The following is a 25,925-nucleotide window of genomic DNA, read 5'->3' on the forward strand; positions in this document are numbered from 1 at the left end:
TGTTAGCGCTTTCTAAAAATGATTGTAGCACACAACTATCCAGATTAAGCAGAATAGCGAATTTATACACAAATTATTTACATCTACATAAAAAATCGTGTACAAATTACACCTCAAACACTCTCTTCAAAGCGCTTCTTACCTTCATCCCCACCATAGACACACTAAAAAAAATCTGCTAAACTTACGACTAAAAGAGGTGGTATAATGCAATTTTCTCATCGTGTACTGATTCACAAAAATGAACTTAATGAGTCGGAACAGGAAATCGTCCGTTTTATTCAAAATAACCCTAGTGAGGTGGTTAGTAACTCCATTCAGGATTTGGCTACTACGCTTTTTATACATCCAACTACTGTTGTGCGATTAGCAAAGAAACTGGATTACACCGGTTTTGCTGAGATGAAGCATGAACTACGCACAGAACAGCAACAACTTGATAAAATTCGCAATCAAACAAAAAACAATGAAGCACCTAAAATTGATTTATCAGAATACCTGGCCAATACGACCGTTGAAAAAAATAGTCAGTCTTATCGAGAAAGCTCGTGATGTCCACTTTTATGGCATCGGTAACAGTCAATTCCTCTGTGAAATCAGTGCCAAACAACTACGATGCACCGACAAGCGCAGTCACTACTACCAACACCGTCATGACATGCTCTACAGTATTCATGAACTCAAAGCTTATGACCTCATTTTTGTCATCAGTATGAGCGGTGAATCTGAATCTTTAAATGATGTTGCCCGCCTGGTAAAAAAGACAGGAGCCACATTAATATCTCTTACTCATATTACTCCCAACACACTCTCTGAAATTGCTGACATCAATCTCTACTGCTACGCACCTATTAATTACATACACAACTATGATGTCACAAATCGCACCTATGCTATGGCTACACTCTATCGTATCATCGAAAAATATTGGCAATATCACATATGAAGATAGGTCAAAATCAGCCACTAACAGTCCAATATCGCAAAAATTTGTTGTAATATAGTAGCAAGTACATTACAATATATAGATTTTTTCAAATCATTCAAAACATACTGAAATTACCTTCTATCTCACCCCCAAAAGGAAGATTTCGCAATGTTTATTTTTGTAAGTGCATCTTATAGTAAAATAAAAAAAACTGGCCGAGGCCAGTTTTTTATGCATGAAAGTAAAACAAGTTGGCTAATACAGCAATTAATGTTCCTAACAAACAAATTCCCACTAAAACGATTAACGTCCATACTAATTTGCGGTTCATTCAAATCACCCCACGTTTTTTTGCCTGTGATGCGCGCTTTATCTGTTATTTGTTTCTATCTTACCATTTACTTGGCTTTTTTGCCAATCAATTAAACGTTCATAACTGCCCATTAGCTGTGTTGTGATTTGTTGGAAAATCGGTTTTAGTTCATTGTATATGGTGACATTCTCTGAATTTGGTTGATAGACGTGACTTGGTGGTAATTTTTTCGTGAGTTCGAGTGTGGGCACAATGACTTCACGATCAAAAACATCAGCAACGAGTTGGCACCAAACCGGGCTTTGAGATAGTCCGCCGGTGACATGAATTTTGTCGTGCGGGTCACTCATCACTTCATAAACATGCGCTAAATTGAAGGCAATTCCTTCTAAAATCGCTCGGATGAAATGTGCGCGCTTATGGTTAAAGGATATCCTCGCGATTCCCACGCCACGACCTCACCTTTCACATTAAAAATCACTGCTGTCGTGCTCGTCGTTCCAATATCGACGCCCATTACAAAAGTCGATTTTCCCATCCACGTCACCCTCCATTTGTCCCAATTATAACGATAAAAAGGAAGAGTCAAGGCTTACAGCTCAAAAAACGGCAAGAAGCATCATGCACTCCTCGCCATTTCATTTATAATCCTACTAAACCATTCGCGACAACGCAAAACTCATTTTCTGCTCGAACAGTAGGTTTAGTATCTGTCTCACTACCTGTTACTACAAGGCGACTTGGCTCCTGATGCGTAATCTTAATTTTGTAAGCTTCTTTTATTGGTATATCAAAAGATTCTGCTTTTGGAGATACGTTCCCAATAAATTTTCTCGTGTAGATAACTTTACCTGTTTCATCACTGACTTCTACACTTGCATAAATATCAGAAAAGTAATAATGTGGTTGCACAGCTTTAATGTCGAGATGTAGCATATTCTTCGCCTTATCAAAATGAAGCTTGGCGAATTGATTATCACTAAGTCCTGCAAATGTAAAATCTAAATTGGTACCGTATATCTTCATTTTTGTGAAACGATTTGGCACTGGAATATCTGATAGTGTCTTTTTAGTCAATCCATTTTCACTGATTTGGTACACATTTTGATTCGCTAACTTTTCTTGCGCTACTTTATCGACGGCCATCAGCAACCGACTAGTACCTTCTAGATGATTGATAATCAAGTAATAACCTGTTTCCAGCTTGATTTTCTTCAAAACAGCCGTAGCATCTTCATCTCCAATCATCGTATGACTGTATACCTCGCTACCATCTTGATCCTTGACTTGAATAGATGAATACGGTGTCGACTGATTAAAATAAACATGCGGTTTCCCAGCACTTTTAGCGAATATCAATTCCATCGTTTCCAAATTCAAAGATAAGTTAGCAAAGTTTTTATCCGCTAATCCAAGGAATTGGTATTCAAATAATTTCCCGTCAATATCTGCAAGACTTGGTGCTGGAATACTGTTTTCTTCTACCAATAATAAGCCGTCTAGAGTCACTTTGTACGTTGCTTGTTTGCTTGTTTTAAATGATTCATTTGTTGCAGGATTCATGAGTAACAATCTGGCATTGTATTCCTGATGAAGTACAGTAATGTAATAACCTTGATCTATTTTCAAACTATCAAAAGAACTTGGTACATTGCCACGTCCATTGAATTTTTTCGTATAGATAAGTTTTCCGCGTGCATCACGAACTTGAATAGACGCATACGTATCCGAAAAATACCAATGTGGCTCACCTGCATTTTGTGTTATGTTCGCTCGTTTGTTTTGCAAATCTAAGACCATTGTTGCAAAGTCCCAGTCACCTAGACCTTTAAAATCAAATTGAAGGTTCTGTGCAGTGAACTCATCTGGATTCGGTGTTGGGATTTTTGCAGTGTCCACTTTTTTTAAGGCCAGACGCGGTAACAAGGTATGTTGCGGTTTGATATGACGCATATCCCTTCCCCGTTTGCTCGTTCGTTATAAGCAGGCGCCCAGATGATTCCAAGTGTGTCAAGGTAATGAAGTCTCCAACAGCAATTATTACATTGCTTTCTGATGCTGTCACTTTACCACGTCCATTGAAATCTTTCTTAAAAATTTCTTTACCTTTTGCGTTATTAATCTTGACCGTAGCGTATGTTCCCTCAAAATACCAATGTGGTTCACCAGTGTTTTGCGTAATGATTGCTTTGTTTGTATCTAGATTAACGCGAACATTTGCAAAGTTCCAGTCGCTAAGACCATTCATTTGGAATCGGAATTGGTTACCGTCTAACAGATCTTGCGATATATCATTTTTAAGTGCTAATAGATCAGCATATGTCTGTTGGTATTCTATTTTATCTACGTCAGTATCTGATAAATAATCGATTCCTCTTTTAAGCTTTGTTTTCGGCGCTGCGTAGTCTTCATTTTTAAAATTCGCTGTGACTGTTTCTGCGAAAGAAACTAACTTCGACTTATAACTTACCAAAGCATCCTGATCCGTCACCTTTGTCACATCGCTCGTCAATCCGTATTTGCTGACGTTAAACGTTTGCTCTGTCGCCTGATGTACTAAGTTTATAGGCGCTCCAATAATACTAAAACGACTTGGTTCTTTATGCATGATTTTGATGATATAGTTAGGCTTGATGGCCACTTGGAACTTTCCAGTCTCTGTGCCATTCCCATCCATCACTCTCTTGAAAGCAGAATTTCCTTGTTCGTCAAGAACTTCGATTGAAGCATATTCGTTTTCAAAATATGAATGCGGTCGTTTACTTGTTACATTTAACTCTAAATTCCCTTTTTCAGGATCAACCGTTGCAATTGCAAAAATGCTATCACCTAAGCCTTTAAAAACCATTTTGTTCTCGGCAAATGTTGATGTCTGTATCTCATTCATCGCAATCATTGCGCTACTCTCATAGTCTGTTACCGCCAAATAATTTGTTGATGGCTCATAAAAACGAGTTATGCCTGTCGGGATATCTAGAGAGTAAATTCCGATTGGCATGTTTTTCAGCGTCACGGTTGGCGACGTTATTGTTACCTCGCGAACAACGTCTGTGCCATCTTTTACTCGTAGTACTTTCCCTTCTATTTGTGCAAAATCATTGATGGAAAACGTTACCTCTGTCGTTGCTGATAGCTTATATTTATCGATTTGGGCATTACTTACTAGCCCCCACTTTGTATCTAAATTTATATCTTTGCGTGCTGTTTTCAAGTTGTTTCCTGATAATAAAGAGGCCAGTGGATAAACAGCTTTATTACCGGAGTATAAATTTTCAACTTTTTGATTATCCGACATAGATCCTTGGACAAGCTCCACAAAAGCTGTGAAATCATAATGACTTGTCTCTCCAAAATATTTAGTCAATAAATCTAATATGAGGGCATCCTTATTCAAGTTATTTGTGTTCGCATCGGCTCGGTAAGCTTGGTTAAAGTCTGTAAAAGCTTGGTCACCAGCCATGTCCTTCATCAAAGTCAACATGTATAACTTGCTAGCCTCATCCCAGTTGTTCACAGGTGTTTTTGTTGTGTACACGCTCTTTTCAAAAGTTGTTTCACGTTTTGCTATATTGCCTTCGTAGAGCCAACCATTGTAATAAGCATTGCCCATCATTTTTTTCTGCATACTATCGGCGTATAAATTATTCCATACTTCTCCAGTATTAAATGTAGTATCTGACATAAAATTACCTTGATAACCATGAGCAATCTCGTGAAGCCCACCCCATCCAGGTTTTAACCAGAATGAGATCACAGATGAACTCGTTTCTGCGGTGTAATTACCACCATAGTATGCTGCACCGGCTCCATGTTTATCTGCTTTCGCAAAATAACGATTCGGGATATTTTTATCCGTTGCATTTTTTGGTGTAAATGAAATACCTTCTAACTCATTAAACGTTTCAAACAACGTATCGTAGTAAGCCAATAAAGCATTGATAGAATTGAAATCATCCATTTTTTTTAGGTAAAACTTATCTCTAACTGGCACTAAAATTTGAATATATTTATTGCCAACTAATCCAAAAGTAGCACCTGTTGCATCCCATTTATCAAAAAATACGTTTTCGTTATCACCTTGCTTAAATACAGGCAAATTAACTGCTGTATCGCTTACTTTATATTCTACAGTTGGTGCATCATCTGTAAATGTTGTTTTTATAAATGGTACAGAGTCGCTGCTAGCCGTTATTTCAACCCATGAATTACCCACAGTATAGGAACTTTCCGTCTGGTTATCATCATTTAGAAGCTCTAATCTGATATCACCCTTAAAATTTGGGTTTGTTTGGCGAATCTCTATGGTTGCATTTTTAGGAAGAATAACCCCCAAATCTTGTCGATCGTGATCAATTCCCTTCGATAGTCCTTGATTCCTCATCCAAGTTGGATTTTCCAAAGTATACAAGTTCTTCTCCATTGTTGCAGCGTTTGCTTGTAATCCCCATGTTGTAAAAATACTAACTAACGTAATAAGCAGTATAGTTACAAAAAAAATACTACTGCTATTATTCTTTTTCATTATTTCAATCCTCCAAATCTAAACTAATACCCGATACAAAAATTGGTTCATTTAAAGTACCTTTCTCAGCTCGGTATTACATCTTATCATATATTTCTACTCATAATTGACAAAAAATTTCTATTTTTGGTACTTTTTTATCGCTATTTATAACAAGTTGTTGAACAAATAACTTTTTGGCATATCAAACCACATCCTTTGTTATCCTTTCGTGTGCTATAGTATACTTGATGTGTAAAAAGAACACCTTGAAGGGAAGTAATGTATATGAAATCACGTGCAGCGGTAGCTTTTGCACCTGGGCAACCTCTTGAAATTGTTGAAATTGATGTAGAGGCTCCAAAAAAAGGCGAAGTTTTAGTTAAAATTACGGATACGGCGGTCTGCCATACGGATGCCTACACGCTTTCCGGTGATGATCCTGAGGGCGTTTTTCCAGCCGTATTAGGGCATGAAGGTGGCGGGATTGTTATCGAAATTGGGGAAGGCGTGACAAGTGTTGCGGTCGGCGATCATGTTATCCCGCTTTACACAGCGGAATGTGGCGAATGTGAATATTGTACATCTGGAAAAACGAATCTTTGTCAGGCAGTTCGTGAGACGCAAGGTAAAGGCCTGATGCCGGACGGAACGACACGATTTTCCTATAAAGGCGAGCCTGTTTATCATTACATGGGCACGAGTACGTTCAGTGAATACACAGTTATTCCAGAGATTTCGCTTGCAAAAATTAATCCAGATGCCCCTCTTGAAAAAGCATGTTTGCTTGGCTGCGGTGTAACGACTGGGATTGGTGCGGTTCATAATACGGCGAAGGTTCAAGCTGGCGATACAGTCGCGGTTTTTGGACTTGGTGCCATTGGCTTAGCGGTGATTCAAGGTTCGGTTCAAGCTGGAGCTGGCCGAATTATCGCGATTGATACGAATCCAGATAAATTCACACTAGCAAAAGAGATGGGAGCAACTGACTTTGTAAACCCGAAAGATCATGCACGACCGATTCAAGAAGTAATTGTAGAAATAACAAATGGTGGCGTTGACTTTAGTTTTGAGTGCATCGGGAATACCGATGTGATGCGCTCAGCATTGGAATGTTGCCATAAAGGTTGGGGCGAAAGCGTGATTATTGGCGTTGCTGCAGCTGGAAAAGAGATTAGCACCCGCCCATTCCAACTTGTGACAGGTCGCGTTTGGCGCGGTTCAGCTTTTGGTGGCGTGAAAGGTCGCAGTGAATTACCTGGCATGGTGGAGCGAGCGATGAAAGGTGAGATTAAACTGGATCCATTTATTACGCATAACTTACCATTTACAAGCATTAATGAGGCATTTGACTTGTTGCACAACGGTGAATCGATTCGGACGGTGCTTTCGTATGACTGAAAAACTGGAATTGCTGGAGAAACATCGGAGTTTTGATGGGACGCAATTGAAATATCGACATTATTCAAAAATCCTGGGTTGTGATATGACGTTTAGCTTATTCTTGCCGAATAGGGAAAAATTCGAGGCGCCACCGCTGATTTGGTGGCTTTCAGGATTAACGTGTACAGATGATAACTTCACACATAAGGCAGGGGCTCAAAAACGGGCTGCGGAACTTGGCTTGGCGATGTTAATGCCAGATACTAGTCCTCGCGGGAACAGTGTCGCGGATGATACAGATTGGGATTTGGGACAAGGCGCTAGTTTTTATGTGAACGCGACGCAAAGTCCGTGGGCGCGGAATTACCAGATGTATGATTATGTTGTAACAGAGCTGACAAAGATTGCGCGCGAAGAATTCGGTTTGACTGGCCCTGAGTCGATTATGGGACACTCGATGGGCGGGCATGGTGCGCTCGTAATTGGGTTGCGTAATCCTGGACGCTTCCGTTCGATTTCAACCTTTGCGCCGATTGTGAATCCGACAGAAGTTCCATGGGGCGTTAAAGCGTTCAATGCATATCTAGGCGTAGATCAGGAAAGCTGGTCTAAATGGGATGCGACAAAGTTGTTAGCAGAACATGATGGCACACAGACGCCAATGTTAATTGATCAAGGGACGGGTGATTCCTTCTATAATTCGCAATTGCAACCTGAAAAACTAGCTGATATTGCAACTTCGAAAAACTCTCCATTGACGTTGCGCATGCAAGACGGCTATGATCACAGTTACTATTTCATTGCGAGTTTTATCGATGAGCATTTGGATTTTCACCAAAAATATTTATGATATAAAGACCGTTGAAGCTAATATCTAGTTTCAGCGGTTTTGCGTATCTCCCATTTTCCAAATCGATTCAGGCAAACTTATTGTTTCATATTTTATGGTACTTTCTAGTTCAAAAACAAGCGTTCCAAATGTTTTTTTGAAAATCGGGATGTTTCGTAATACTTTGCGACATATGTTTCCCGCAAGCTTCGATGTTCGCATTTTTTTTTCCGTTTGCCTCGGCAATGAGTGCCACAAGCTTCGTTGTGTTAACCGCCTCGCTGTTTTGAGGTACATAGATTCCTCTAGCCTTTTCACGAATCACTTCTTTCAAAAAAGCAGATAAATTATCAATGAAAAGCATGCTTCTCTTCCCGCTGATTGCTGGAAAAATAGGCGTTTTACGAGCAATCTGTGCAAGACGAGCGTAGTTGCCTGGACAGTCGGGACCATAGATCATCGGTGGCCGCACAATCGCGACTTGAAAACCAAGACTTTCTAGTCGTTGCAATCTTTTTTCCGCTTCATATTTCGATTTTCCGTATAAACTTGTTGGATACGGCACTTGCTGAATGGGTATCACTTTCCCTGCGCCCTCAAAGCTACCTTCTTCCCCATATACAGCCACGGTACTCAGAAATACGAAATGCTTCACGCCTGCCAATTTTGCCCGAAATGCTAAATTTTCCGTTAGCTCCGTGTTAATTCGATGATACTCTCCAGCACTTTCTGGCGTTTCTTTGCGATGAACTAAAGCCGCTGCATGTAAAACTGTATCATAATGACTAAAATCAATGGTCTCCAAGTTTCCCGTCCTAACGGATAAAAGATCCACGCTCACTTCTGGATGATATTGCGCCATCCAACGCTCAAATTGTGTACCTACGTACCCTTGCTTCCCCGTTACTAAAATGCGCATTAGCTAGCTCCTTCTTGAATTCCATCACGTTTCACGACTTTGCGTATCGTGCTAAAAATCAGCTTTACATCGGTGACAAAGGACATTTTTTGACCATATAATCCGTCTAATTTTGCCTTTTCCTCGATTGACAACGTATCGCGTCCCATCACTTGGGCAAGACCTGATAAGCCCGGCTTCAACTCACTCGCCCCAGCCTCCTCGCGCTCCCCAATCAGGTCTACTTGGTTGTACAAAGCTGGGCGCGGACCGATAACACTCATGCTTCCTACAAAAATATTGAACAGTTGTGGTAGTTCATCCAAGCTCGTCTTCCGTAAAAACTTCCCTACCACTGTGATATAAGAATCTGGTGAAGCGAGTAAATGTGTCGGCATATTTTTCGGTGTATCCACATACATCGTACGGAATTTGAAAATAGTAAATAGCGTTTTATCCGCACCAACGCGCTTCTGTTTGAACAAAATTGGACCTTTAGAATCTAATTTGATACTGATGGCCACGATTGCAAATACAGGGGCTAACATAATAATCGCAATCAGGGCAAGAACGATGTCTACCAAACGTTTCAAAAATCTACTATACAATCTTCTCATCTCCTTGAACGTGGTTAGCATTAGCTAACTCAATTGTTTTTTTTGCTGCTTCTTGGTCGCTCAATTGTAAAATCGTTTGTAAATAATCAAGTAACACCTGCTCTTCTACCGGCATGACTTTCCCAACAAAAATCTTTGGAAAAATCTGTTCGGCAACCAGTTCATCAGTAGTTAGGAGCTCTTCGTAAAGCTTTTCACCAGGACGAATACCCATCTCAATAATAGGAATTTCATCTTCTGTCAAACCACTTAGACGAATCAAGTTTTTAGCAAGGTCGACAATCTTCACCGGCTCACCCATGTCCAGAACGAAGATTTCGCCACCTCGTGCAAGACTTCCTGCTTGGAGTACGAGTTTTGCCGCCTCTGGAATTGTCATGAAATAACGTGTCATTCGTTTGTCAGTAATTGTGATGGGCTGACCTTTTTTGATTTGCTCTTTAAAAAGTGGCACCACACTACCACTACTGCCTAGAACGTTACCAAAACGAACCGCGACAAATTTGGTATTGCTTTTTTCATGGAATGATTGGATAATCATCTCAGCAATGCGCTTCGTTGATCCCATCACATTCGGCGGGTTTACAGCTTTATCAGACGAAACCATCACCATGCTTTCCGCACCAATTTCGTGTGCAACTTGTGCCACATTTCGTGTCCCATACACATTGTTCTTCACAGCCTCTAGTGGATTGAGCTCCATCAAAGGAACGTGCTTATGCGCTGCTGCATGGTAAATCACATCTGGTTCATACGCTTGCATCACATCACGTAGCCGCTTCATATCTTGAATATCCACGATTAACGGCAAAAGTTCAACACCCTTATCCAACTGTTTAAGCTCACGATGAATCTGGTAAATCGAATGCTCACCATGTCCGAGTAATAAAATTTTTTCCGGCGCAAAATTCATGATTTGACGACAAATTTCAGAACCAATCGAACCACCTGCCCCGGTCACTAAGACTGTTTTACCCATCAAATTGGTTGCAATTTTAGCCAAATCTAACTGCACAGGTTCGCGCCCTAGTAAATCCTCGACATCGACTTCCTGTACTTGACTCACACTCAATTTCCCCGATAAAATATCCGCCATTTTGGGCATCGTTTTCACCGCTATTCCTGTGCCTATAGCTTGTTTCGTAATCATTTGAAGTTCCGAACTCGATGGCATTGCCACAATAATTTGTTTTACTTGCTTCTTGGCTATGACTTCTTCCAACCGTTCTATCCCACCAAGTACTGGCACATCTAGTAATCTCGTCCGCCACTTTCTCTTGTCATCATCTATAAACCCAACTGGTAACACATCCGATTTCGTATCCTTTTGCAGTTGCTGTACTAACTGTGTTCCAGCCTCGCCAGCACCTATAATCAGCGTTCGTAATGACTGGGCCCTATGTTGCGAATGCTCGAGACGTAACCTCACCGCCAAACGTGTGCCTCCAATCAATAACAATTGAGCAATAAAAGTAATGATGAAAAATCGAATCTCGAAGTTAGCAAAGCCATTTATAGCAACAACCATAGACATGCTTACCGCAACTGCTAGGCTGATAACTTTTACAACCGCGACTAAATCTTGTACGCTCGTATGCGACCACGTCCTATCTTGCAACTGAAATCCTAGCGCGAATATATGATATGCAATAGTTAAAGCGACTGCCATAACAACCATATTTCCAGCAGCAACCATATAAAATGCAAACGCGACTGCCAACCAAATCATTCCCGTGTCTATAATCGACCAAAAACTAAATCTCCTTAACATTCCCATTCCTACTTACCTCCACTTTCCGCCCTCGGATATCTTACCATGGACTCAAATTTTATAGATTGGCATCAAACCCTAGTGCTGTCGTTTTATCTGCAAAAGTTCTGCCTAAAAAGTTCTTCGTATCTAAAATCGCTGAAGCATTCGTTGCAATCTTCGTCACATCCATATCTTCATGACATGTGAGCAAAACAACTAAGTCATATGCTGCAATTTGCTCGTAATCGAGTGGAATACTTTTTTGCACCTTATTTTCATAATCAATAAAAGAGGTTGCACGTGTATCTAGAAAATCGACGATCGCCCGTTGTTTCGTCAATAACTCATGAATATCAAGCGCTGGCGACTCACGTAAATCTGAAATATTTTCCTTGTAAACCATTCCGACAAGTAAGATTTTGCTTGCCGTCAAAGACTTGCCTACTTTATTCAGCGCCATCATTGCTTTTCCAACAACGTGTTCCGGCATACTTTTATTGACGTCTTGCGATAACTCAATGAACCTACTGAAAAAGTTAGATGATTTCGCTTTCCATGATAGATACATCGGATCGAGTGGGATGCAATGACCGCCAATTCCAGGACCTGGTGTAAATTTCATAAAACCAAATGGCTTTGTCGTTGCAGCATCAATGGTTTCCCAGATATTGATATCCAATTTCTCCGCCAGCATCGCCATCTCATTGATAAAGGCGATGTTGACACTTCGGAAGGTGTTTTCAAGTAACTTACTCATTTCGGCAATTTCAGTCGTGCTGACAGGAACAACTTGATCAATAATTTGATTGTAGATGTTGACCGCGTAGTTTTTAGAAGCTTCTGTAATACCGCCGACTACTTTCGGTGTATTTTGTACGGTAAATCGTTTGTTACCAGGATCAACGCGTTCTGGGGAATACGCTGCGAAAAAATCTGTATCTAGACGCAATCCTTGTTTTTCTAATCCTTGACTGATTACTTCGCGGGTCGTCCCTGGATACGTCGTACTTTCCAAGACGATAAGTGCGCCTTCTTTGAGGTTCGCTGAAATAGCTGTCATCGCTGACTCGATAAAACTCATATCTGGTTCAAATGAAGCGGTTAGTGGTGTTGGGACACAAATAATGATGATATCTGCTTGCTTTATCGTTGTTGCATCCGTTGTTGCGATTAATTTTTGCGTTATGACAAGTTCATTTACAATTTCTGACGGGATGTCGCTAATATCTGACGTGCCAGCGTTGATTGTGGCTACTTTTTTCTCGCTTGGATCGTATCCCGTCACGGTGAATCCTGCTTTAGCAAACGATACTGCGAGTGGAAGCCCAACATAGCCTAGACCCATAATTGTGATTGCTGCTGTACGGTTTTCGATTTGTAATTTATGTTGTAGATTCATTTATTTTTGCTCCTTCATTCGTTTTTTTTAGCGGTGAGTAGATAGTTGATAATGATCGCAAGGAGTAGCCCATGTGTGAGGAATGTCGTGATAAGGGAGGAATCAATCAAGCTCCAAATTGGCATGGCGAGGAGAACAACACTCAGTAAGAAGTGATTATGCTTGGCTATGCTGTCGTAAACCCATAGAATCAGGGCTAAAATTCCCGTATAAATCGCAACACCCCACAGTCCAAATGCGGAGAAGGCATCTGCCCAAAGATTCGCATTCGCAGAAGCTTCTAAATTATTGAAATACGCTTCACCGATTAAGAATGGTGGATTCGCATCGTAAGGATAGTCGACAAAACTACTGAAGATACTGTAACCGAGGTGCGTGTGTAGATTCGCTGTAAAGAAATCGTAGTAGAAACTAGAGAGGACACCTGGCACCATCATGAGTCGGCGCGTCATAATTTCTGTAAACTGAATGCCTCCTTTTAGAAAATCAAGTACGAGACAAGCAAACACTAGCAGACAGATACTGCATAGAAATCGAACTCCGAAGTTCTTGCCTTTTTTACCGACACACCAGAGAACTCCTAAGATGAATAAGGTGGAAAAGGCGATACTTTTTTGACCCGTTGTGGAGAAAATAATCAGTTGGCTCAAAATTCCAATGACTATGAACATCGTTTTTTTACTAATCACGCCGATTCCCATTAGTAGTGGGTTGAAAATTTTCGACTGCCAGTTCATGGCATATGCCGCGATGGAACCTTTCCCTTCTTCGTGGTAATCTGCACGAATATCGTATACGTCGTAAAAATTCACCATCCGGAAATGAAATCCAAATTTGAGGAAAATAAGTCCGAATAAGCCGAACCAACTAATGTAAAGAATCGTGCGGACAAAGGCTTGTTTGATGCGTAATGGATATATTTTTAAATTTTTCCATTTCCCGACACTCGCAAGAAGAGCCAGACAGCCAAGCAGAACTAGTTTATAAAAGAAGAAGCCGTCTAATGGATTTTCTCTTACAAAGTCGGGCATCACCATCGTTGGGATGTAAACTAAGATGTAGAGTAACCAATAGACGACTTGGGATGGGCGAGTCACGGTTGACTCTGACCAACTGATAGGGATAAGCGCCAAAATGATGGATATCGCTTTTACTGTTCCTGATGGTTGGAGGTTAATCAATGAGTAGTAGCTGTAGCTTGGCGATATAAGGTGAATGTAACCAATATAGAGGCAGACGATGTAAAATAATACGCCGATAACAAGGACTAACTTTTCTACTTTCAACTTCACTAATTGTTCTCCTTTCGTGTTCTCTTTCCTTACTTCTATTTAACCATGACTGGCGGTTTTAGCGTATTTTACTTTGTCATTCATGTATGACAAATGCGAAATTTCGCAGTGCTCGATAGGATAAGAATAGAAATATCCCGTAAAAAATACTGCCCACAACCGCATAACTTGTCAAGACCGTGAGGATACTCCATTGCTGCATGTGCGCAAGGAAGAATAGCCCCACGATGCTAATAAAACGAGAGGCATCCCATAGAAATTGCGTTTTTTGGCGTCCGAGTAAATACAACGTTTGCGAAACAGGTACGGTGACCAATTGCAGATAGAAAACTGGTAGCAAACGCTGGACGTATTCACCGGACACACGCCATTCTTCTCCAAAAACTAACGCGAAAATACTTGGTGCAAAAAAGGCTAAAATAGCGAAAATCGGTAAGCCGTACAGTACTGCTTTTCGGACGACATTTTTAAATAAGTCGAAAACGCGTGCCGATTCTGTATGCATTCCTTTTGCCGCAACGCTATAAAAAACTTGGCCGAGCACACTTGTTAGTAGTACGATTGGCATCCCAACCACGCGTTGGCCCATCCCGAAAAATCCAGCGACTTCGTTTCCAAAATAATAGGTGATTAATAATAGCGGGACTTGTAATGTCAAGGCATTGATGAATAATGAGCCCGATGAAAACAATGGATAACGATAATATTTGCGCACTAAGAAGCAGAGATTGCGTTTAGTGAAACCCACTTTGACACGTGTTTTCCAAAAGTTAATGCCTTGTACCGCGGCACTTCCAAATCGGCCAAGTACATCACCAATAATCAGCCCGAAGTTCGGCACAGCAAGTTGAAAGCCAGATGTCACAGCGCTTTGTGCTAATTTCGCATGAGAAATCGTTGCGAATCGTTGTTCGCGCATCTGCCAAAATGTGAAGGTTTGAATCACGCTCCCAAAGAAAATACCTAAAGAAAGTAATAGAACGACATGCGGGGATACATGCACATTCAGCAAAGAGAAAGCGGAAATTCCTGTGAGAAGGTATAGGAGAAAGGTCAAGACAGAGAGGAGGAGCGCTATGCTTAGGCACATTTTTACGAGCAAAGTCGCTACACGCTTCGTTTTGGCTAACGGAATCGCTCGTTCTAAGGACAAGGCCATACTGTTGCTGAAAATACTAATGATGCTCAGGTAAACAGTATACGTTCCAAAAACCTCTGGACCATACATGCGTGACAAGAAAGGTGCGGCAAGAAACACGAGACATTGCGCTAAGACATTACCCTTTAGTAACCGCCATGCAAATTTTTTAAAATTCGTCGCTTTGTTCATCGCCTACTCACCTGCTCCTTCTTATTTGTAGTAATAAGCTGTTTTCTTCGTCGGCTTAGCTTTGTTACAAATGATTCCGACCACGTTTGCGCCTGCTGTTTTCACTTCTCTAATCGTCTGCTCAAGCTTACTCCTCTTCACAGTGCGTAAACCAACAACCACGATCACGCCATCCACCTTACTCGCAATAACCGGTGTATCTGCCACAATCGCAGGCGGCGCGTCAATAAAAATGAAATCATATGCTGCATCCAATTCCACAAAAAAGGCGTCAAAGTCAAAACTCGCAAGTAACTCTGCCGGATTGTACGGTAACATCCCTGATACCAACACATCCAAATTCTCCACTGCCGTTTTCTGAATTGCTTTTTTCACGTTTGTCTCTTCTTTCAAAATATCTGCAAAACCGTAATAATTCTCCACTTGGAAAATATCATGTTGCGTCGGACGTCGTAAATCTCCATCAATAATAAGAACCCGCTTATCTTGCTGGGCAAAAAATGCTGCTAAATTCGCAATAACGACCGACTTCCCTTCACCAGAAGCCGATGAAGTCACCATAAAATGCTTGGCATTACGCTTTTCTGCAAGAAACTGTAAACCTGTACGAATCATTCGAAACTGTTCCGCAATTTGTGTATTTCGCTGCGTAAAAACGGTTAATTTCTTATCCTCTTTGCTTTTTGCTTTTCTCATCATAATTTCCTCCTCTCAATACTTCCCAACACTTGAATGTCCACCAAAGCTTCCACATCTTCACGCGTTCTAAGTTTTGTATTTGTCAACTCGATAATTACAAATATCGCAATGGCAAGCGCTACACCAGCTATAAAACCTAACAAAACGGTAATTTTTAAGTTAGGGCTTACTGGAACTTGGCTATTTTCCAATTCCGCTGGCGATAACACACGGACATTCTTCTCATCCATCATCGTTTTGGCCTCTTCCTGCAAAATTTCAGATAGCGTATTGACGACGAGAACGGCTTGCTCTGGATCCTTATCCTGCACGCCAATCACCAAAACTTGCGAGGAGCCTTCATTCGCCACCGTAATTCGACTGGCTAGTTCCTTGTTTGAATCTGCTAAGTTAAGCTTATCGCGCACTTGATTTAGCACGCTACCACTTGTCACAATTACTTGATACGTGCTAATTAACTGCTTGTTCAACTGTACATCAAAATTACGATTATCTTCATTTTTTTCAGGCTTCACAAGCACTTGACTCGTTGCTTCGTACTGCTTCTCGACAAATTGATTTGTATACACGAACGCTGTTGCCATTCCCATAATGCCAAGGATGGCGACAACCCACCAAAAACGTTTCAAAATCGTGATAATACCACTTAAATCAATTGTTTTATCCATTGTTTTATCGTCTCCCTAAGCTTTTTTTATGACTGAAACTGCTGGCGTTCGAGTAGCGATGCAATGTTCCAAGCGTGATATACGTCAATTCCTCATGAGCGCCTTCAAAAATATTTTTTGTATCAAAAATTTGCATGGTAGCCATACTTGTTAATAACGATATCGGCAAGTGCTTGAATTCATCGTGTTCCGTCGCGATAATCGCCATATCCGCGTTTGCAAAAGCGGTTTCTGGATTCATGTTGTAATATGCTACATGTGGGTCATATACATGAACTTCGATGCCGCGTTGTTGCAAATACTCGGCTATCTTTAACGCCGGGCTTTCGCGAACATCATCCACATTTCCTTTATACGCTGCACCGAGGATGACTACTTTTTTCGCCGTGTTATTCGTTATTGTATCAACGCTTTCTGCGATATATTCTGGCATGCTACTGTTGATTTCTCTGGCCGTTTGGATGAGTGGTGTCTGTTCTGGGGCGGCAATCGTGATGAAGTACGGATCAACTGCGAGACAATGTCCACCAACGCCTGGGCCTGGTGTATGAATGTTCACACGAGGATGCTTATTTGCCATTTCAATGACATTCAGCGCATTAATTCCAAGCTCTGTCGATAGTTTCACCAACTCATTCGCAAGGGCAATATTCGTGTCGCGAAACGTATTTTCCATCAGTTTTGAGAGTTCAGCCGTAGAAGCATCCGTCAATAACATCTCACCTTCCACAAATGTTTGATAAACAGCCTCACCAGCGTTGGCACATGCTGGTGTTACGCCGCCGATAATTCGGTTGTTATGCACCAATTCCGTCATAATTTGGCCTGGGAGAACCCGTTCCGGACAATGTACTAAATGCACATCCACACCTACCGTAAAGCCCGCTTCTTCTAGCATCGGCTGAATCACGCCCGTCGTTGTTTTCGGCGCCACCGTAGACTCTAAAATGATCGTATTTCCTGTTTTAAGTAGCGGAATCACGTCTTTCACCGCTTGACGAATGTATCTTGTATCACACGAATGATCCTCCGTATGCGGTGTCGGAACGGCGATGATGAACGTATCGGCTGGCTCTAATTGGCTCACTGGGCGTAATAATCCGTTGGCTAAAACGCCTTGAAAAGCTTCCTGTAATCCCGGCTCTTCAATGTGAATGCAGCCAGATTGTAAACGGGCGATAACCTCTTTATTCGTATCAAAACCAATCACTTCTTGACCATGTTTCGCGAACATAACTGCCGTTGGTAAGCCAATATATCCAAGTCCAATCGTTGCTATTTTCATCTTTATTCCTCCTAATTTAATTCATATCCTTCGTTCACTTCATAACTTTTAATTAATTCCGCAAACTGATCTTTCAAAATTCGCGCATCAAAATGATTTTCTGCAAGCACTCGTGCCCGCTCTCCCATTTCTAATTTTTCCGTTTTATGATTGTGTATCGTTTTTAGAAAATTATAGTATCCAGCCTTGTCATCGTAATCAAATCCTGCACCAGCTTTATTTTCCCGTAATAAATCATCTTGCCAACCTTTGAAATTTAAAATGATTGGCTTACTTAGCGATAGGAAGTCGAAAAACTTGTTGGAGCTATTTTCAGCGGCTAGAATTGGGACGTTCGCTAAATTCACGATTCCGATGTCACTCGCTGACATCCAGCTAAAAACCTCTGCTTTTGGCATATTATCGAGTAACCAAATGTTCGTTAATCCGCGATTCCGAATCGTTTCTGTCATCGCTTCCTTCTCTTTCCCGCGTCCAATCAAGATGTAATGAATATTAGGATCTGGATGTTGTGTCGCGACATCTAGTAGGAAAGAAAGATCGTTCGCCGCGCCAAAGGTTCCTGGATATAGCGCGATTGTCTTACCAATTAGTTCTGGATGTTGAGTTTCTATGTGAATTCTATCACATTTCGAGACATACTGGGCCGCTTTATCACAATGTGCGAGATTCGTGATGACGCTAACTTTGCTTTTCGCAATGCCTTTTCGAATAATATTTCGCTTAATCCCGTCAGAAAGGGCTACAATATGGGAAGCATGACGATAGATCAATCGCTCCAAGCCGCGGACAATTTTGATAAAAGCCTTGTTGCGGATAATTCCCATTTCAATCGGTGCATCCGGCCAAACATCGCGGACTTCGAATATAAAAGGCACGCGCTTGATTTTTGCTACGATGAGTGCTGTAATTCCGACTGTGATTGGCGCAGAACTCGCGTAAATCACATCCACATTCTTTTCCTTCAACCCGTAATAAATACTTTTAATGACAAACAGGAGGAAAGCCAACACGCGTTTATGAAAGGCAAAAGTATGATCATAATTCGTTTTTGTCGAAACAATCTGGATGCCGTCTAATTCTTTTTCCACCATGTTCTTTCCAGTTAACATTGTCACCTCAACATCATCTTCCGCTAACTTCTTCGCTAATTCATATGGCCTTGTTAAGCCATTCTCTGACTCAAAATGTTGGCTTATATACAGGACTTTCATGTAGCACCTCGCTCGTTGCCGCTTCGTAAAGGGCAAGTAATTTTTTCCCTTCTGCCGTCCAATTGTAGGATTTCTCGTAGTGATAACGCCCGTTTGACCCCATTTCTTGTTGCAATTTCTTACTTTTTAGCAAGCGTTCAATTGCGTTCACTACTTCTAAATTATCCAGTGGATTGACGCTATAGCCGCTTTGTGTTTCTTGCATTAATTCCGACCACATCGGAAAATCCGACACGACCATTGGCAACTCGGCTGACATATATTCGAACATCTTCGTCGCCATCGATTCCATATAATTCGGGATAGGCTTTAGCAGACAAAGTCCAACCGTAGCGCTAGCCATATGGGCACCAATTTCGTCATTTGGTATTCTGCCTAATCGCTCGACACTGCTCATTAGCATATTCTCTGAGACATAAGCATCGATTTTTTCATTATCTGCTTCAAAAATAGGACCTATTAATTTTAATTTCAAATCCTCGTATCCTGACTGTTTCAAGCTTTTCAGCGCTTCTAGCATTATCCATAAACCACGATTTTCTTCGATTCCGCCGATATAGATTAGCGTTTGCTCCACACTTTCTGGTGACAAGAAGGGCTCTTGGTATGTTGGATAATTCAGTATATCGTCGTGTTGTTGCGTGACATACGGATAGTCTTTTTTTATAGGACGTTTTCAGCGAATATGACATTATCACACAGTTTCAGGCACCGTTTCTCTATTCGCTTGATGATCTCGGCAAGTGGTTTGCGCAAAGCCGTTGGAATCCATGCCTTCGTTTCCAATGCTTTCGGAAAATTTTCATGCATGTCGTAAAGGAAAACCCCTTTCTTTTTTCGCAATATTGGCAAAAGTAATAATAATTCAGGATCATGAAAATGATAATATTTCGCGTCTGATTGGCGAATCGCTTTGTAAGTACTCAGCCATCTTGTGAATCGCTTAAACCGGCTACCTTTTTGGAATAATGTTTGCGTTAAATTCCGGCGAGGTTCCGATTGTTGCGTCGTCTCCACTGCCATTTGCTCCACCTGGTAACCGGCTTTTAGTAGTGTATCTATTTCTTTATAGTAGATTCGTGTATCGTTCCAGACGTGCACCGAGCTGTAAACAAATACTTTTTTTTTCGTTTAATGTCTTATTTTTCATCGATTTTTCCTAAATTCCAAGTTAGTGTTTCTCCTTCTGGTGAGGTGTAGGTCAGTAATACTTTGTCTTGTTCTTTCGGAAATTCATAGTAGCCATTCCCTGTGATAGTCTCGCCTTTTGCGATTTCTTGACCGAAGTTATTGCCACCTGTCATTTGGTAATCTTTCTTGTTCACCGTAATGTGGAAGTTTCCGGCACCAATTCCTGTTGTTTGTTTCATTTTATTTTCAACCTCAAAGTGGACGCGCAACTTTTTGGAGTTATCGACTAATTGAGCACCGGCTACCTTGATGAATAAGCCGTCTATAGCTTGCATTTTGCCAATGTCTGTTTTTGGTTGTAATAAAGTCGCATTAATCGCTAAACCAAGCGTTAGTACTAAAATCGCGACCATTCCTGCTATTGTGAACTTCTTTTTATTTTTCATAAAAATGATTCTCCTTTATTAGTTGATGGATGCCTGTGTTGCTCGGCTCCTTAACTCTATTTAACCATGCTTAGCTTTTTTCTTGTATTTTGTTTTGTCATCGTATAGTGACAATTGCGAGAGAATGGCAAAAAAAGCAAGTACAGGACAACGGGTATAGTCGTCCTGTACTTGCTTTTTCTTATTTGATGAACGGTGTAGATAGGTCGCTTGTCATGAGTTTGTCGCTATTTTTAGCCAGCGCTTGAACGCTTGTTGCGCTGGATGTGACATAGGCTTTGAATGCGAAGCTCCCATCTAGGTTAGTTGTCATAGCGCTGATGCTCATTGTTCTTACGGCTACGCCATTCTCGTAAATCGTGATGGTCTCTGTTCCTTTTGGCGCAGTTCCGATAATATAGTTACCGCCCAATTTTGTAAGTGTTGTTGTTTCCATTTGCTCAGCTAATGCGTCATTCGTCCCTAGTACAAGCGGCTCTGCATTATTACTAACTTTCACTTTTTTTTCTCACTACCTCAGACGAACTATTGTACCCTATTACTTCCACAGTTGATCCTTGGGTGATAAAATCATCTGTCGCAATACTAAATGTGCCATCTGTATTCACTTTTCCAGTTTTCTTCACAACACCATCGATTGCTAGACGCACACCTGTAACGCCTTTACCGACTGTCCCAGTGATTGCTTTTGATGTGATATCTGCATCGTCTGGTACCAAGCTGTAATCCATTGCTGTATCTCTTAATTTGAGCAAATCTTTGGCTTGCTCTATAGCTTACTTGCATATTAGCTCTTGCAGTTACATCTGCGACCCCATCCACTAGTTTTTGCGCAGCATCAATTGCTTGCTGATCCGTTGTCGACTTGGGGGCATTAGTGCTCGGGTTATTGTTCGCAAAAAGCCCTGATACTGCGTTACCTGCTACAAAAGAAGATGTAAGAGTAGTTGGCGATTGAGCATTGTTTAACAGGTTTTTCGCTACTTGTAAATCTCCTACATCCCTGTTTTTTGCGAGGAAGCTGTTAACTGATTTACTAAAGACAAAACTGAACTAATCAGCGCTTGTGTTACAGCAGACTTAATAGTACCATTTTCAGGTGTATTATTATTGAATAATTCGTTAACCGCCTTACGTGCTACGTCATTCTGTTGTTTTATTTGCAAATCAATATTCGCATCAAATTGTTGATGTGCATCATTTAAAAGATTCATCCGACGAAATTTTTCTCCAGAACCTACAACACTCAGTGCGGCCTCCTCTGCTACGTCTACATCCGCTTGTGTAACTCCTTTTGCGATTGTGACAAACATTGTGTTGTCATACAAGTTGTAAACTTTTTGTCCAAATTCTTGAAGCCCTTTTTCAAAACCGCCTACAAAATCAGCCCCTGTCAAAGCTGCATTGTTTTGTTCTACCAGTTTTCCATCCGGGAAGGTACATTTATACTTACCGTTGTATTTTTGTTAAATTTTTTACATAGCATATTTATTGAAGCTGCTTCGTATAAACCCACCGCTGTAGTAGAGTATGCTGTTTGAACTGTTCCATCTGGGAGTTTCACTTGCACACCGTATCCTTTGGAAGATTTAGTCATGTCAATTTCTAAATCTACACCGCTAAATACGATAAGTGGTAAGTAAGGCGAGATGTTAGTTTTCGAAAATGACATAAATGATGGTTGTTTTGTCGGAACTGTATAAACTGGCGCTGTAGCTGGTAGGGCCACCTTTACTGGCTCAGTTGAAAGTACGTTAAATGGTGTTACAACGCTTGCTCCTAGGATAGATATAACTTCTTCATGTGGTATGTTAACACCACTCATATATCATATTAATGGTTTTTGCATCCAAAAATTTTTGCAGCGATCGTCTCTTCTTGCTCGCAACGACCGCTGCAACTAGTTTTATTTTGTTAATGCTGTAGATAAATCACTTGTCATGCGTTTGTCGCTGTTTTTTGCTTGGACTTGAACGCTTGTTGCACTTGCTGCTACATATGCTTTGAAGGTGAAGCTACCATCTGGGTTCACTGTCATCGTGCTGACGTTTTGTGTTCTTACAGCTACACCATCTTCGTAAATTGTAATTAATTCTGTCCCTTTTGGTGCTGTTCCAACAATATAGCTACCATCCATTTTTTCTAGGACTGGTGCTGTTAATTTCACTACTGCTGATCCTGCTACCGTTACACTTGTCGTACGGAATGTATTGTAGCCTGTAGTATCTCTGATTTCAATCGTAACAACTGTTCCGACTGCTTGTTTTCCAATGCTTGATTGGAATGTACCATCTGCTGCAATTGTTCCAGTTTTCACAGCTACACCGTTGATACTTACACGGAATCCTGTCGCTGATCCTGCTGTTACAGAACCTTTGACTGCATCGTCATCAATTGTTAGCGCATCTAGAACTGGCTTTTCATCATTGACGATGTTAACTGTTTTACGAGCCATTTCTGTTTTATCTGCGTATCCTACTACTTCTACTTTTGAACCTTGTTGGATCAAATTGTTTGTTGAAATGCTATATGTGCCATCTGCGTTAATTTGACCGACTTTGACGATTGTACCATCAATGGATAGACGGACAGTTGTCAAACCAGATCCAGCTGTTCCAGTAATTGTTTTTGCGCTTAGACCAGCGTCGTTAGCCGTTAGACCATAGGCAGCTGATGATGAAGAGCTGAGAACTGTTCCTGTAGCGATTGGACCTTTATTTCCTTTTGCATCGACACCGCGAACTTCAAATGTGTCGCCAACTTTCAAACCAAAACCTTGGGCATAAAGCTTGAAGTCTCCATTTGTTGGTGTGGATACTTTTTTGCGCACGCCGTTGATGTATAGTTCTACAGTTACTGTGTTCGCATCTACTTTTCCTGTAATGTATTCATCCGTAACACCATACGGATTTAATGTTGGTTTTGCCAGTGCTGTATTTTGTGAATCTAATAGGTTTTGCGCTTTGTTTAGATCTGCTTGTCGTTCTGCTTTGACTGCTGGATTTGTAATCGCATCGACTAATTTTTGCGCGTCATCAATCGCTTTTTGATCTGTTGTTGGTTTGATTGCTCCTGATGTTGGAGTGTTGCTGTTGAATAGTTCATCCACTGCTTTTTTCGCGGCATCTTGTTTCGCTTTTTCTGCTGCATCTGCTGCTGTTTTAGCGTCTAGTAAGTTTTGCGCTTTATCTAGATCTGCTTGTCGTTCTGCTTTGACTGCTGGATTTGTGATCGCATCGACTAATTTTTGCGCGTCATCAATGGCTTTTTGATCTGTTGTTGGCTTGATTGCTCCTGATGTCGGAGTGTTGCTGTTGAATAGCTCATCCACTGCTTTTTTTCGCGGCATCTTGTTTCGCTTTTTCTGCTGCATCTGCTGCTGTTTTAGCGTCTAACAAGCTTTGCGCTTTATCCACATCGGCTTGTAGGGCTGCTTTTACTGTCGGATCTGTGACTTTATTAACTAGGCCTTGAGCTGCATCAATCGTAGCTTGTGTCGTTGCTGGTTTGATTGCATTACTTGCTGGTGTGTTACTGTTGAATAATTCGTTGACTGCTTTTCTTGCGGCATCTTGTTTCGCTTGCTCCGCTTGGTTTGCTGCATTGCGTTGGTTTAACAATTCTTGGGCGCGATCCAAGTCTTTTTGTAAGCCTACTTTTAGCGCTGGATCTTTGATTTTGTTGATTTCTGCTTGCGCGCTATCGATGGCATCTTGGTCTGTCGACGCTTTGATTGCGTCACTTGCTGGTGTATTGTTCACAAAGAGTTGGTTCACAGCATAGTTCGCGACTGCTTTTTGATTTTGGTCATCTGCGGCTTGTTGTGTCCGTGCGTCCAGTAAATTTTGTGCCTTATCTAAGTCTGCTTGTAGGGCTGTTTTCACTGGACCTGATGCTAGAACGTCGATGGTTTTTTGTGCATCATCGATTGCTTTTTGATTTGTTGTGTCTTTAATCGCGTTGCTTGCTGGATCGTTGTTTGTGAAAAGTTCTTTTACTGCTGTATTCGCTGTGTTTTGTTTCGCTTGTTCACTTTTCGCATTTAGTAAGCTTTGCGCTTTGTCGATATCTTTTTGTAAGTCCGCTTTTACTGTTGGATCTTGTACTTTGTTTACTAAAGCTTGGGCTGCGTCAATTGCCGCTTGGTCTGTTGTTGCTTTAATGCCTGTTTTTGTTGCATCTGTGAATAGGGCATCAACAGCAGTTTTTGCAGTATTTTGGGCTGTTTTATCTGCTGTTTGTTTTGCTAATAAATCTTTTGCTTTGTTAATATCATTTTGTAAATTTGTTTTATCCGTTCCTGCTGCAAGCTTGTCTACCGCTGCTTGTGCTTTGTCAATGGCCGCTTGGTCTGTTGTTGGTTTCAAACTATTTTTGTTAGAGTCTGTGAAAAGGTTATTGACTAGGTTTGTTGCGTTCGACAAATCTTGATTCGTTGATGTCACGCCGCCATCCATGAACATATAAGCTACAGTCGCAACAATAGCCGTACCCGCCTTGTTCCAATAATCCACACTGATTGTTCCAAATTGAGGAATTTCAACTTTTTTATCTAATGTATAAACTTTTATACCTGTGGTTGTTGGTGTTTCAAGTATCCCATAATTATAAAGTACAGCTCCAACTCCATTACTAGTAGCTCTAATTCTAATTGTCCCACCAGCACTAAGTTTCGCTAAATTAACTGCAACGGTAATTTTCCCAGCAACTTCATTTACAATTATGTTTGATGATTGAGATGATACATTACTGAAATAATCCGTTGCTACTGTTGCTTCTGCCAGTTGTCCTCCGCTCAATGATTCTGATAAACTTAATGATGTTGGGAAAATTTGCGATGCTACGATTGTCGTTGTTAATAAACCTACCGCTATTTTTTTACTTGTGTTTTTCATTTTTAATTTTTTACCTCTTTCAATTTTTTAAAATTTTTATTTCTTACAATCACGGCTTTTATACCGCGAATAGGAACTCTTTAATATTACCTTCTAACGATTTCTTCTCTCTCACCTCCTTAAATTAAGTTTATCAGCTATAATTGTCAGTTTTTTTTTTAGTTTTCAATCCCATATTTTTTTTATATGACAATTCCATGAACTTTTTCCGTTTTTTTTGTCATATATATTCTACCTCTCACTTATTCTTCGACGTCTAATACACGCTAGAAGCAGTAAAGAGCCCAATATTACCCATACAAAGGAACTATGATCGCCTGTTTTAGGGAGTTTAGAATCAATTG

Annotated in this window: 28 protein-coding genes; 4 read left to right on the top strand and 24 right to left on the bottom strand. The window is 40.9% G+C overall.

The window, feature by feature from the left end:
• Positions 1-207: 207 nt before the first annotated feature.
• Together PROCOU_RS16680 and PROCOU_RS19350 are read left to right on the top strand one after the other, a co-directional pair.
• A complete protein-coding gene (locus tag PROCOU_RS16680) occupies positions 208-552 on the top strand; it encodes a MurR/RpiR family transcriptional regulator (protein WP_051994368.1) in 345 nt (114 codons plus the stop codon).
• A complete protein-coding gene (locus PROCOU_RS19350; RefSeq protein ID WP_425268387.1) occupies positions 467-946 on the top strand; it encodes an SIS domain-containing protein in 480 nt (159 codons plus the stop codon). Before PROCOU_RS16680 ends, PROCOU_RS19350 begins: the two co-directional genes overlap by 86 nt.
• Positions 947-1,297: 351 nt before the next feature.
• On the opposite strand, the gene PROCOU_RS11620 is transcribed toward PROCOU_RS19350, so the two are convergent.
• The 4 genes from PROCOU_RS11620 to PROCOU_RS11630 all read right to left on the bottom strand — a co-directional run bounded on the left by PROCOU_RS11620 (position 1,298) and on the right by PROCOU_RS11630 (position 5,763).
• Positions 1,298-1,690 carry an FGGY-family carbohydrate kinase gene (locus PROCOU_RS11620; RefSeq protein WP_077913429.1) on the bottom strand — a complete coding sequence of 131 codons (393 nt, stop codon included), beginning with the start codon at positions 1,688-1,690 and terminating at the stop codon, positions 1,298-1,300.
• Positions 1,630-1,779, bottom strand: a complete 150-nt coding sequence (locus tag PROCOU_RS17800) for a hypothetical protein (protein WP_159101221.1) — start codon at positions 1,777-1,779, stop codon at positions 1,630-1,632. The genes PROCOU_RS11620 and PROCOU_RS17800 overlap by 61 nt, the downstream gene beginning before the upstream one ends.
• 104 nt (positions 1,780-1,883) lie before the next feature.
• Complete coding sequence (locus PROCOU_RS11625) at positions 1,884-3,194, bottom strand: putative mucin/carbohydrate-binding domain-containing protein (RefSeq protein WP_077913430.1); 1,311 nt, start codon at positions 3,192-3,194, stop codon at positions 1,884-1,886.
• Positions 3,103-5,763: a putative mucin/carbohydrate-binding domain-containing protein gene (locus tag PROCOU_RS11630; protein WP_051994369.1), complete on the bottom strand. Its 2,661-nt coding sequence runs from the start codon at positions 5,761-5,763 to the stop codon at positions 3,103-3,105. The genes PROCOU_RS11625 and PROCOU_RS11630 overlap by 92 nt, the downstream gene beginning before the upstream one ends.
• Before the next feature lie 267 nt (positions 5,764-6,030).
• Between PROCOU_RS11630 and PROCOU_RS11635 the strand changes: the two genes are divergently transcribed.
• Together PROCOU_RS11635 and fghA are read left to right on the top strand one after the other, a co-directional pair.
• A complete protein-coding gene (locus tag PROCOU_RS11635; RefSeq protein WP_036072603.1) occupies positions 6,031-7,143 on the top strand; it encodes an S-(hydroxymethyl)glutathione dehydrogenase/class III alcohol dehydrogenase in 1,113 nt (370 codons plus the stop codon).
• Positions 7,136-7,975, top strand: a complete 840-nt coding sequence (gene fghA / locus PROCOU_RS11640; protein WP_279586596.1) for an S-formylglutathione hydrolase — start codon at positions 7,136-7,138, stop codon at positions 7,973-7,975. Before PROCOU_RS11635 ends, fghA begins: the two co-directional genes overlap by 8 nt.
• A 109-nt stretch (positions 7,976-8,084) precedes the next feature.
• On the opposite strand, the gene PROCOU_RS11645 is transcribed toward fghA, so the two are convergent.
• The 20 genes from PROCOU_RS11645 to PROCOU_RS19355 all read right to left on the bottom strand — a co-directional run bounded on the left by PROCOU_RS11645 (position 8,085) and on the right by PROCOU_RS19355 (position 25,923).
• On the bottom strand, positions 8,085-8,873 hold the full coding sequence (locus tag PROCOU_RS11645; RefSeq protein WP_051994370.1) for an NAD-dependent epimerase/dehydratase family protein: 789 nt from the start codon (positions 8,871-8,873) through the stop codon (positions 8,085-8,087).
• Positions 8,873-9,460 (bottom strand): sugar transferase, encoded by a 588-nt coding sequence (locus tag PROCOU_RS11650; RefSeq protein WP_279586597.1) that lies wholly within the window; start codon positions 9,458-9,460, stop codon positions 8,873-8,875. The genes PROCOU_RS11645 and PROCOU_RS11650 overlap by 1 nt, the downstream gene beginning before the upstream one ends.
• Entirely contained in the window at positions 9,453-11,246 is a 1,794-nt protein-coding gene (locus tag PROCOU_RS11655; RefSeq protein WP_036072607.1) for a polysaccharide biosynthesis protein, read from the bottom strand. Before PROCOU_RS11655 ends, PROCOU_RS11650 begins: the two co-directional genes overlap by 8 nt.
• Positions 11,247-11,298: 52 nt before the next feature.
• The gene (locus PROCOU_RS11660; RefSeq protein ID WP_036072609.1) at positions 11,299-12,621 is read right to left on the bottom strand and encodes a nucleotide sugar dehydrogenase; all 1,323 of its coding nucleotides are present in this window, start codon (positions 12,619-12,621) and stop codon (positions 11,299-11,301) included.
• 14 nt (positions 12,622-12,635) lie between these two features.
• Positions 12,636-13,913 carry a hypothetical protein gene (locus PROCOU_RS11665; protein WP_036072611.1) on the bottom strand — a complete coding sequence of 426 codons (1,278 nt, stop codon included), beginning with the start codon at positions 13,911-13,913 and terminating at the stop codon, positions 12,636-12,638.
• A gap of 76 nt (positions 13,914-13,989) precedes the next feature.
• Positions 13,990-15,243, bottom strand: a complete 1,254-nt coding sequence (locus PROCOU_RS11670) for an oligosaccharide flippase family protein (protein ID WP_036072613.1) — start codon at positions 15,241-15,243, stop codon at positions 13,990-13,992.
• 21 nt (positions 15,244-15,264) lie between these two features.
• Complete coding sequence (locus tag PROCOU_RS11675) at positions 15,265-15,939, bottom strand: CpsD/CapB family tyrosine-protein kinase (RefSeq protein ID WP_051994371.1); 675 nt, start codon at positions 15,937-15,939, stop codon at positions 15,265-15,267.
• Complete coding sequence (locus PROCOU_RS11680) at positions 15,939-16,610, bottom strand: YveK family protein (protein WP_036072617.1); 672 nt, start codon at positions 16,608-16,610, stop codon at positions 15,939-15,941. Before PROCOU_RS11680 ends, PROCOU_RS11675 begins: the two co-directional genes overlap by 1 nt.
• A gap of 4 nt (positions 16,611-16,614) precedes the next feature.
• Positions 16,615-17,895, bottom strand: coding sequence for a nucleotide sugar dehydrogenase (locus PROCOU_RS11685; RefSeq protein WP_051994372.1), 1,281 nt, complete (start codon positions 17,893-17,895; stop codon positions 16,615-16,617).
• Positions 17,896-17,906: 11 nt separating this feature from the next.
• Positions 17,907-19,109, bottom strand: a complete 1,203-nt coding sequence (locus tag PROCOU_RS11690) for a glycosyltransferase family 4 protein (RefSeq protein ID WP_051994373.1) — start codon at positions 19,107-19,109, stop codon at positions 17,907-17,909.
• Positions 19,078-19,701, bottom strand: a complete 624-nt coding sequence (locus PROCOU_RS16685) for a glycosyltransferase (RefSeq protein WP_051994374.1) — start codon at positions 19,699-19,701, stop codon at positions 19,078-19,080. The genes PROCOU_RS11690 and PROCOU_RS16685 overlap by 32 nt, the downstream gene beginning before the upstream one ends.
• 71 nt (positions 19,702-19,772) lie before the next feature.
• Entirely contained in the window at positions 19,773-20,210 is a 438-nt protein-coding gene (locus tag PROCOU_RS16690) for a glycosyltransferase family protein (RefSeq protein WP_208855815.1), read from the bottom strand.
• 38 nt (positions 20,211-20,248) lie between these two features.
• Positions 20,249-20,686: a DUF4352 domain-containing protein gene (locus PROCOU_RS16695; RefSeq protein ID WP_051994376.1), complete on the bottom strand. Its 438-nt coding sequence runs from the start codon at positions 20,684-20,686 to the stop codon at positions 20,249-20,251.
• A 181-nt stretch (positions 20,687-20,867) separates the two neighbouring features.
• Positions 20,868-21,185 carry a hypothetical protein gene (locus PROCOU_RS11705; protein ID WP_036072619.1) on the bottom strand — a complete coding sequence of 106 codons (318 nt, stop codon included), beginning with the start codon at positions 21,183-21,185 and terminating at the stop codon, positions 20,868-20,870.
• The gene (locus tag PROCOU_RS11710) at positions 21,175-21,441 is read right to left on the bottom strand and encodes an immunoglobulin-like domain-containing protein (protein WP_149023667.1); all 267 of its coding nucleotides are present in this window, start codon (positions 21,439-21,441) and stop codon (positions 21,175-21,177) included. Before PROCOU_RS11710 ends, PROCOU_RS11705 begins: the two co-directional genes overlap by 11 nt.
• Positions 21,442-21,681: 240 nt before the next feature.
• Positions 21,682-22,083, bottom strand: a complete 402-nt coding sequence (locus PROCOU_RS11715) for a toxin Cry1Ac domain D-VI-related protein (protein WP_036072623.1) — start codon at positions 22,081-22,083, stop codon at positions 21,682-21,684.
• A 17-nt stretch (positions 22,084-22,100) separates the two neighbouring features.
• Positions 22,101-22,511 carry a hypothetical protein gene (locus PROCOU_RS11720; protein WP_036072625.1) on the bottom strand — a complete coding sequence of 137 codons (411 nt, stop codon included), beginning with the start codon at positions 22,509-22,511 and terminating at the stop codon, positions 22,101-22,103.
• An 81-nt stretch (positions 22,512-22,592) separates the two neighbouring features.
• Positions 22,593-24,035 carry a toxin Cry1Ac domain D-VI-related protein gene (locus PROCOU_RS11725; RefSeq protein ID WP_036072629.1) on the bottom strand — a complete coding sequence of 481 codons (1,443 nt, stop codon included), beginning with the start codon at positions 24,033-24,035 and terminating at the stop codon, positions 22,593-22,595.
• On the bottom strand, positions 24,010-25,581 hold the full coding sequence (locus PROCOU_RS16700; RefSeq protein WP_051994377.1) for a toxin Cry1Ac domain D-VI-related protein: 1,572 nt from the start codon (positions 25,579-25,581) through the stop codon (positions 24,010-24,012). The genes PROCOU_RS11725 and PROCOU_RS16700 overlap by 26 nt, the downstream gene beginning before the upstream one ends.
• Before the next feature lie 231 nt (positions 25,582-25,812).
• Positions 25,813-25,923 carry an LPXTG cell wall anchor domain-containing protein gene (locus PROCOU_RS19355; protein ID WP_077913432.1) on the bottom strand — a complete coding sequence of 37 codons (111 nt, stop codon included), beginning with the start codon at positions 25,921-25,923 and terminating at the stop codon, positions 25,813-25,815.
• Positions 25,924-25,925: the final 2 nt, after the last annotated feature.

Origin of the sequence: Listeria rocourtiae FSL F6-920 (genome assembly GCF_000525975.1) — a bacterium.
Taxonomy (GTDB): domain Bacteria; phylum Bacillota; class Bacilli; order Lactobacillales; family Listeriaceae; genus Listeria_A; species Listeria_A rocourtiae.

Excerpts from the sequence above, each read along its gene's own strand:
- PROCOU_RS16680 (WP_051994368.1), top strand. The coding sequence starts at position 208 with ATGCAATTTTCTCATCGTGTACTGATTCACAAAAATGAACTTAATGAG.
- PROCOU_RS19350 (WP_425268387.1), top strand. The coding sequence starts at position 467 with ATGAAGCACCTAAAATTGATTTATCAGAATACCTGGCCAATACGACCG.
- PROCOU_RS17800 (WP_159101221.1), bottom strand. The coding sequence starts at position 1,779 with ATGGGAAAATCGACTTTTGTAATGGGCGTCGATATTGGAACGACGAGC.
- PROCOU_RS11625 (WP_077913430.1), bottom strand. The coding sequence starts at position 3,194 with ATGCGTCATATCAAACCGCAACATACCTTGTTACCGCGTCTGGCCTTA.
- PROCOU_RS11630 (WP_051994369.1), bottom strand. The coding sequence starts at position 5,763 with ATGAAAAAGAATAATAGCAGTAGTATTTTTTTTGTAACTATACTGCTT.
- PROCOU_RS11635 (WP_036072603.1), top strand. The coding sequence starts at position 6,031 with ATGAAATCACGTGCAGCGGTAGCTTTTGCACCTGGGCAACCTCTTGAA.
- fghA (WP_279586596.1), top strand. The coding sequence starts at position 7,136 with ATGACTGAAAAACTGGAATTGCTGGAGAAACATCGGAGTTTTGATGGG.
- PROCOU_RS11645 (WP_051994370.1), bottom strand. The coding sequence starts at position 8,873 with ATGCGCATTTTAGTAACGGGGAAGCAAGGGTACGTAGGTACACAATTT.
- PROCOU_RS11655 (WP_036072607.1), bottom strand. The coding sequence starts at position 11,246 with ATGGGAATGTTAAGGAGATTTAGTTTTTGGTCGATTATAGACACGGGA.
- PROCOU_RS11660 (WP_036072609.1), bottom strand. The coding sequence starts at position 12,621 with ATGAATCTACAACATAAATTACAAATCGAAAACCGTACAGCAGCAATC.
- PROCOU_RS11670 (WP_036072613.1), bottom strand. The coding sequence starts at position 15,243 with ATGAACAAAGCGACGAATTTTAAAAAATTTGCATGGCGGTTACTAAAG.
- PROCOU_RS11675 (WP_051994371.1), bottom strand. The coding sequence starts at position 15,939 with ATGAGAAAAGCAAAAAGCAAAGAGGATAAGAAATTAACCGTTTTTACG.
- PROCOU_RS11680 (WP_036072617.1), bottom strand. The coding sequence starts at position 16,610 with ATGGATAAAACAATTGATTTAAGTGGTATTATCACGATTTTGAAACGT.
- PROCOU_RS11685 (WP_051994372.1), bottom strand. The coding sequence starts at position 17,895 with ATGAAAATAGCAACGATTGGACTTGGATATATTGGCTTACCAACGGCA.
- PROCOU_RS11690 (WP_051994373.1), bottom strand. The coding sequence starts at position 19,109 with ATGAAAGTCCTGTATATAAGCCAACATTTTGAGTCAGAGAATGGCTTA.
- PROCOU_RS16695 (WP_051994376.1), bottom strand. The coding sequence starts at position 20,686 with ATGAAAAATAAAAAGAAGTTCACAATAGCAGGAATGGTCGCGATTTTA.
- PROCOU_RS11720 (WP_036072625.1), bottom strand. The coding sequence starts at position 22,511 with ATGAGTGGTGTTAACATACCACATGAAGAAGTTATATCTATCCTAGGA.
- PROCOU_RS11725 (WP_036072629.1), bottom strand. The coding sequence starts at position 24,035 with ATGCCGCGAAAAAAAGCAGTGGATGAGCTATTCAACAGCAACACTCCG.
- PROCOU_RS16700 (WP_051994377.1), bottom strand. The coding sequence starts at position 25,581 with ATGAAAAACACAAGTAAAAAAATAGCGGTAGGTTTATTAACAACGACA.